The sequence below is a fragment of the Loigolactobacillus iwatensis genome (assembly GCF_003950295.1).
Classification (GTDB): domain Bacteria; phylum Bacillota; class Bacilli; order Lactobacillales; family Lactobacillaceae; genus Loigolactobacillus; species Loigolactobacillus iwatensis.
This window is the reverse complement of sequence record NZ_RHNP01000042.1, coordinates 19999-27737: the sequence shown is the minus strand read 5'-3', so window position 1 is coordinate 27737 and position 7739 is coordinate 19999. Positions and strand designations below refer to the sequence as shown.

Sequence of the window (7739 nt, the reverse complement as noted above, 5' to 3'; positions counted from 1 at the left end):
AATTAAAGATTGAATTGACGATATTGGTATACAATTTAGGCTTTTTTGATTTTATGACGAACTAGCACCACGCGTATTTATTATAACATTTATGGCCTAGGGAGTGTTTGGAAAAGCGTCCAGATTCTATTCCGCAATTGAAAAATATTAGCACAGTCTGATTACCAAGTACCCAAAATTTTCCTTCTAAAACGTTTAAATTAATTCGAACGTAAGGCAATTTTTGATCATCGCACCATGAAAATAAATGACGCTAGAAAAAAATAATACTGTTTCTAAAAATAAGACCATTTTCTTTAAAAACTAGCTAATTTAACTAGATTGCTGCAACTTCATGTAATTTATCTATAGGAGGGTAAATACTGCAGCAAAAATAAGGAAAAGAGGTTAATTAAAATGTTAACTGTTAAACTAGGCCAGCAAATATTGCTGAAACAACTAACAATTTTGAGTACTACTGGTATATTATTGAGTTCCACAAATTGTCTTTTTAATCTGAAAAGCGTTCAAGCAGCTAGTTCGACAACTATTACCAAAAATCAGTCCCAAACAGATACCCAAACCAGACAACAAGCTGCACAAAAAGATGTACTTGCTGCAGCACCACGTGGAACCTCCTTAGTGTCCACTGATGGTAACGACCAGACTTATTTTAATGAATATTGGCAGGACCAAACGGATTACCTCAAAGGTAAAAAGGCTGCCGATTCGGACGTCACACTAGCTAAGCAAATAAATACGAGTAAACCAACAACGGCCACGCCTTACTTCATTAAGGCCTACGAAGTCGAATTTTCACTGGCTCAAGCGCTCTATAATAAAGGTAAGCGCATCGGATATAGTGCCGGCTATCAACAAAAGGAAAAAGATGCCGTTGTGGTAGCTCAATTTGGACCAGTTTACCAGACAGGTTATCTACTTGGCTACCAGCGTGGTCAAACAAATTACCAAAACGAGCTGACACAAAAGAATAAACACGTAACGGATAAAAAACAAATAACAACCGGAAAAGAAGATTCAAAAACGACCGCTCCCACTAATTCTGCTCCAAGTAATAGTTCAATCGGTTCTAAGCCGGTAACCAGTGACGTTGACCACCCTCAGAGCGTTAATGAGGCTACTGCTGGCCAAGAAGAGCCGGTTAGTCAACAAGATTCAATAGTAACTAAATCAAATCAGGCCACTACTCCAATTCTGGGTGCAAAACCCGACTTTCCGACCGTCGTTACTGCAACCTCTAACGCTACGATCGAAGAAAAAGTTTTGCGCCAGCCGGGAATCGTCGTTCCATCACACAAAGCATTTATCAAATTATTTTCAAAAAACGCACAGAAAATTGCTTATAAACATGGTATTTACGCTTCAGTTATGATTGCACAGGCAGCCTTAGAAAGTAGCTGGGGCAACAGTGGCCTGGCTACCGCGCCAAATTACAATCTCTTTGGGGTTAAAGGCAGTTTTGCTGGTCAAAGCGCCCTGATGGCTACCAAAGAAGACAATGGCTTCGGCCAACTATTTACCATTAAAACAAATTTCAAGCGTTACGATTCCTATAAGGCCTCCTTAACTGACTATACAAATTTATTAACAACGGGAACAACGGCAAATTTCTACGCCGGAACTTGGAAACAAAACACTAAAAACTACCAACAAGCAACTAGGTTCTTAACTGGCCGCTACGCAACGGATACCAAATATAATTTGAAACTTAATCAAATTATTGCTACCTATCACCTAACTAAATATGATCAAAAAACAAAACAAACTCGACAAATTAATTTTGTTAAAAAGAACTACAAAAAACAAACAAAGCCACTGGCCACGGCATATTTTCAACGAAAGCAGCATAAAGTTGGACCCATTTTTTATCTATGATAATGAAAACAGAAAACCGGCCTTAGATCAGTAAATTTTTACCGACTTAATAGAATTACCGCGTACACTGCTCTTTTGCTTACCCCATGCCAATCATGTTACACTGATTTTACTTATCACGACTAAATGACACAAATAGTTCGTTAAATTAAATTAATGATCATTTTATTCCTTTTACTAAAAATAAAGCGTTATTTTTGCATTTAGTCATTAATTATTGTTATCTTATTATCATAATAACTTTTAATTAAATTGGAGCTGAAAAAGATGGCACAAACATTAACCGTAAACCTAAATTCTGGAAAAACACTCACGCTAAAACAGATTGCTAACGTTAAGGTGATCACTGACGATGCCGTAATCAATACCACGGCCCGAAATTTCTTCAATATTGGTCAAGCAGATAAGTACGTCATCACTTCAGATTGTGGCCATACTGCCCTAAATCGCCATGAAGTTTCATCCGTAACCCTTAACGAAGATATCGCGCTTATTTAGCGTCCAAGTAATGACATCGATCATTTTAAAAAATCCGTTCTAGGTAAATAGATCTACCAAAAACGGATTATCAGTAATCTACGCATAAAAAAATAAAGCCTCCACAGGGCTTTATTTTTTATGCGTTTCTTCTTCACCAGTTTGTAAAACAGCCATGAAGGCTTCCTGGGGAACCTCCACGGAACCAATTTGCTTCATTCGTTTTTTACCACGCTTTTGCTTCTCCAATAATTTGCGTTTTCGGGAAACGTCCCCACCATAACACTTGGCCAAAACATTTTTACGTAAGGCTTTAATGTTTGTCCGCGCGATGATTTTATTTCCAATAGCGGCCTGAATAGGCACCTCAAATTGTTGGCGTGGGATAATTGTTTTTAGTTTATCAACAATTTCTTTACCGCGTCCAAAGGCAAAATCTTGATGAACAATAATACTCAACGCATCAACTGATTCTCCGTTTAATAAAATATCCATTTTAACTAATTTACTCTCACGGTAACCTTCAATATCGTAATCGAGAGAGGCATAACCCTTTGTGCTGGATTTTAAGCGATCAAAAAAGTCATAGATAATTTCTGATAGTGGTAAATGATAAACAACATTTACTCGGTTATTATCTAAGTACTCCATCGTATCAAATTCTCCCCGTTTATCCTGGGATAATTCCATGACGGCGCCAACATAATCATTGGGTACCATAATGGAGGCATGCACAAAGGGCTCCTCGATTGACTTAATTGCCGCTGGATCAGGCATCTCAGAGGGATTAGAAACTATCTTCTGCGTACCATCGGTTAAATTAATGTGATAAGTTACTGACGGTGCTGTGGTAATTAAATCCATCCCAAATTCGCGCTCAAGTCGTTCCTGAACAACATCCATGTGCAATAAACCAAGAAAACCACATCGAAAACCAAAACCTAATGCTTCAGAAGTCTCAGGTTCAAAAGTTAAAGCAGCATCGTTTAACTGTAATTTTTCTAAGGATTCGCGTAAATCGTTATATTTCGCTGTATCAACCGGATATAAACCTGAATAAACCATCGGATTCATCTTTCGATAACCCTTTAAGGCAGTTGTGGCCGGATTATTGGCCAGCGTTACAGTATCACCAACCTGCGTATCTTGAATGGTCTTAATACTGGCAGCAATATAACCCACATCCCCGACCATTAATTGATCCCGAGAAACAGCGTTGGGCGACATAACACCAACTTCCGTCACTTCAAATGTTTTGCCATTTTGCATCAGTTGAATCGTATCTCCTGGCTTAACTAGTCCGTCAAAAATACGAACGTTCAACACAACGCCGCGATAATTATCATAAACTGAATCAAAGATTAATGCCTTCAAGGGTTTCTGAACATCACCACTTGGTGCCGGTACATCACTAACAACGTGCTCTAAAATATCTTCAATCCCGATACCTTCTTTAGCACTTGCTAAAACTGCATCGGAGGCGTCAATACCAATATCATCTTCGATTTCAGATCGCACTCGTTCCGGGTCAGCGGAAGGCAAATCAATCTTATTAATTACCGGAATGATTTCAAGATCGTTATCAATCGCCAAATAGACGTTAGCCAGTGTCTGTGCTTCAACTCCTTGAGCAGCATCAACAACCAACACTGCACCTTCACAGGCTGCTAGACTACGTGAAACTTCATAAGAGAAATCAACGTGACCTGGTGTATCAATTAAATGAAAAATATATTTCTCACCATTCTTTGCGTGGTACTCTAATTCAACGGCGTTTAACTTAATTGTAATGCCACGCTCACGCTCTAAATCCATTGTATCTAATATTTGATTTTCCATATCACGCTTAGCCACGGTATGCGTCAACTCTAAGATTCGATCCGCCAGTGTTGATTTACCGTGATCAATATGCGCTACAATCGAAAAATTACGAATATTTTTTTGGCGCTGATGCATTTGTTCAACATCCATTTCGTCAACCTACTTTCTAGTTTAAATTATAACAAGCTGATCAGGCCGACGCAATTTTAACTGAAAATAACTCAAAAAAGAGCAAGCTAACCTAGCCGCTAAACTAGGATACCATCACCTAGTCCATACAACTGCCAGTATTATGCTCACTCTTTTAATCGTTCTTTATTTCTTTTTATCGCCCGTAAAAGTCTCACGAATCTTATCGAATAAACTACCTTCGGTTTGACTCACTTCATCGCCACTAGCAACAGCAAAGGTCTTCAATGCATTCTTTTGCTCATTGCTTAAGTGTTTAGGCGTTATTACCTTCACCGTAACGTGTTCGTCACCTTTGCTATTACCGCGTAATCGTGGTGCACCTTGTCCACGTAAACGGAACGTTGTGTTAGTTTGCGTGCCGGCTGGTACCTTTAACTTAACTTTTCCGTTAACCGTGTCAACTTGCAAGTCATCGCCTAATGCGGCCTGCACGAAACTAATTGGTACTTCAATGTAAATTTCAGCACCATCACGCTTAAATTTGTCACTTGGTGTAACCCGGAAAACGATGAATAAATCACCATAAGGGCCACTATTTGTTCCTGCTTCACCTTGTCCAGATAAGCGCATTTGCTGACCATCTTCAACACCAGCTGGAACCTTAACTTTAACACTGTGGCGTTCTTGTTCGTGACCAGAGCCATGACAAGTTGCACATTTTTCTTTAATTTCTTTACCTGTACCACGACAAACATCACAAACTTCACGACTTTGCATGCGGCCAAGTGGTGTTTGACGGGTAACTTGAATGTAGCCAGCACCATGACACTTATGACAGGTTACTGGTGAAGTACCAGGCTTCGCACCAGTCCCATTACAAGTATGACACATAGCCTCCCGTGTATAAGAAATTGTTGTTTCCTTACCAAAAATGGCTTCCTCAAACTTTAGATCCATTTGGTACTGTAGATCAGAACCTTGCCGAGGTGCCGATGGGTTAGACTGTTGTTGTCCACCACCGCCGCCAAAGAATTGGCTAAAGATATCATCAAAACCGCCAAAGCTCTGACCACCTGTATCAAAACCGCCAAAACCTTGGCCACCACTACCGCCACCAAAGCCACCTTGCGGACCCGCAGCACCATACTGATCATATTGAGCCCGCTTATCGGGATCACCAATGACTTCATATGCGGCCGATATTTCTTTAAACTTTGCCTCAGCGTCTGGCGCCTTATTAAGATCAGGATGATACTTCTTTGAAAGCTTTCGGTAGGCGTGTTTAATTTCATCCTGGGACGCATCTTTTGCTACCCCAAGAACTTCATAGGGATCACGTTGTTCTTCCGCCATGCTTAACCTCCTAATTTATAACGATTTAATTATTGTCTGCAGATCTCATCTAAATTGCTTAGAAATAATAAATTAAACCAATAATATTCTTTGCAGAAAATCGAATTAAGCATACCATAAATTAAACAAAAAGCCAAAAGCCGCAATGGCCCTGGCTTCCTGTTACTCATTAAGATACGCGCCAATAAGATTTATTTTTTCTTCTTATCAGGATCGACTTCTTCAAAGTCACCGTCAACGGTTTCACCATCACTGTCGCCTTTATCGTCGCCCTTGGCATCACTGCCTTGGCCGGCATCGCTTTTAGCTTGTTGTTCTTTGGCAGCTTGTTCATACATCTTAACGGATAAATCTTGGACAATTTTATTCAAATCATCACGTTTGGCCTTCATATCATCCAAATTATCGTCTTTTTGAGCCTTCTTCAAAGCATCTTCAGCGTCTTGGGCCTTCTTGATCTCTTCATCAGTGACCTTACCCTTAAGCTCCTTCAACGTCTTATCAGTTGTAAAGATAAGTTGTTCAACGTCATTACGTAAATCAACTTCATCTTTCTTCTTCTTATCAGCATCGGCATTTTCCTCAGCCTCTTTTTGCATCTTTTCGATTTCTTCATCAGATAAACCAGAAGAACTCTTAATGGTAATCTTTTGTTCTTTTTGTGTTCCCATATCTTTAGCAGATACATTAACAATCCCGTTTTTATCGATATCAAATTTAACTTCAATCTGAGGGACACCCCGTGGTGCTGATGGAATATCTGCCAACTGGAAGCGGCCAAGTGTCTTATCGTCTGCTGCCATTGGTCGTTCACCTTGTAAGACATGAATATCTACAGCTGGCTGATTATCAGCGGCCGTTGAAAATACCTGTGACTTACTTGTTGGAATAGTTGTATTGCGATCAATTAACTTAGTGAAAACACCACCCATGGTTTCAATACCAAGTGATAGTGGCGTAACATCAAGTAAAACAACGTCCTTAACATCACCTGTAATAACACCACCTTGAACTGCAGCACCTAAAGCAACTGCTTCATCAGGGTTAATTGAATGATCGGGTTCTTTACCAGTCCACTGTTTAACAGCCTCTTGAACAGCAGGAATACGAGTTGAACCACCATTTAAGATGACTTTATCAATATCGCCGGTAGACAATTTGGCATCTTTTAAAGCGTTATCGAAAGGTCCTTTGGTCTTAGCAACAAGATCGGCCGTCATTTCGTCGAATTTGGCCCGGGTCAATGTCTTTTCCAAATGTAATGGTCCAGCATCACCGGCAGAAATAAATGGTAAACTAATTTGTGCTTCGTTAACACCAGATAGATCCTTTTTAGCCTTTTCGGCAGCATCCTTTAAGCGTTGTAAGGCCATTTTGTCCTTGGCCAAGTCAATTCCATTATCAGCCTTAAAACTATCAACTAACCAATCAATAATCTTTTGGTCAAAGTCATCCCCACCTAAACGAGTATCACCATTAGTTGAGAGAACTTCAAAAACGCCATCGCCAAGTTCTAGAACAGAAACATCAAAGGTACCACCACCAAGGTCATAAACTAAGATCTTTTCGTCCTTATCACCTTTATCAAGACCATAAGCTAATGCGGAAGCTGTTGGTTCATTGATAATTCGCTTAACATCAAGGCCAGCAATCTTACCAGCATCCTTAGTTGCTTGTCGTTGGCTATCATTAAAGTAAGCAGGTACTGTGATAACGGCATCCTTTACTTCTTCACCTAAATAATCTTCAGAGAATTTCTTGATGTACTGTAAAATCATCGCTGAAATTTCTTGAGGTGTGTAAGACTTACCATCAACTTCAACTTTATAGCCTGCTTCGCCCATGTGACGCTTGATTGAAGCAACCGTGTTTGGATTAGTTACTGCCTGACGCTTTGCAACTTCACCAACTTGTGTTTCACCATTTTTGAAGGAGACAACAGATGGTGTTGTCCGGTTACCTTCTGGATTTGTAATAATTTTTGGTTCTTTACCTTCGAGAACAGCAACTGCAGAGTTAGTTGTCCCAAGGTCAATCCCAATAACTTTTGCCATAACTCATAACCTCTTTTATTATTTAAT

Annotated in this window: 5 protein-coding genes; 2 read left to right on the top strand and 3 right to left on the bottom strand. The window is 39.7% G+C overall.

Features of this window, described 5'->3' with window-relative positions; translation table 11 throughout:
- Positions 1–396: 396 nt before the first annotated feature.
- On the top strand, positions 397–1875 hold the full coding sequence (locus tag EKM98_RS10280; protein ID WP_125982488.1) for a glucosaminidase domain-containing protein: 1479 nt from the start codon (positions 397–399) through the stop codon (positions 1873–1875).
- 267 nt (positions 1876–2142) lie between these two features.
- Positions 2143–2373, top strand: a complete 231-nt coding sequence (locus EKM98_RS10275; protein WP_125982486.1) for a hypothetical protein — start codon at positions 2143–2145, stop codon at positions 2371–2373.
- Positions 2374–2484: 111 nt separating this feature from the next.
- On the opposite strand, the gene lepA is transcribed toward EKM98_RS10275, so the two are convergent.
- The 3 genes from lepA to dnaK all read right to left on the bottom strand — a co-directional run bounded on the left by lepA (position 2485) and on the right by dnaK (position 7712).
- Positions 2485–4323 carry a translation elongation factor 4 gene (lepA, locus tag EKM98_RS10270; RefSeq protein ID WP_125982484.1) on the bottom strand — a complete coding sequence of 613 codons (1839 nt, stop codon included), beginning with the start codon at positions 4321–4323 and terminating at the stop codon, positions 2485–2487.
- Positions 4324–4488: 165 nt separating this feature from the next.
- Positions 4489–5658: a molecular chaperone DnaJ gene (gene dnaJ, locus EKM98_RS10265; RefSeq protein ID WP_125982482.1), complete on the bottom strand. Its 1170-nt coding sequence runs from the start codon at positions 5656–5658 to the stop codon at positions 4489–4491.
- Positions 5659–5849: 191 nt separating this feature from the next.
- On the bottom strand, positions 5850–7712 hold the full coding sequence (gene dnaK / locus EKM98_RS10260) for a molecular chaperone DnaK (protein WP_125982480.1): 1863 nt from the start codon (positions 7710–7712) through the stop codon (positions 5850–5852).
- Positions 7713–7739 lie beyond the last annotated feature (27 nt).

What these genes read in the sequence shown, in the direction of transcription:
- lepA (WP_125982484.1), bottom strand. Translation starts at nt 4,323, where the DNA reads ATGGATGTTGAACAAATGCATCAGCGCCAAAAAAATATTCGTAATTTT.
- EKM98_RS10275 (WP_125982486.1), top strand. Translation starts at nt 2,143, where the DNA reads ATGGCACAAACATTAACCGTAAACCTAAATTCTGGAAAAACACTCACG.
- EKM98_RS10280 (WP_125982488.1), top strand. Translation starts at nt 397, where the DNA reads ATGTTAACTGTTAAACTAGGCCAGCAAATATTGCTGAAACAACTAACA.
- dnaK (WP_125982480.1), bottom strand. Translation starts at nt 7,712, where the DNA reads ATGGCAAAAGTTATTGGGATTGACCTTGGGACAACTAACTCTGCAGTT.
- dnaJ (WP_125982482.1), bottom strand. Translation starts at nt 5,658, where the DNA reads ATGGCGGAAGAACAACGTGATCCCTATGAAGTTCTTGGGGTAGCAAAA.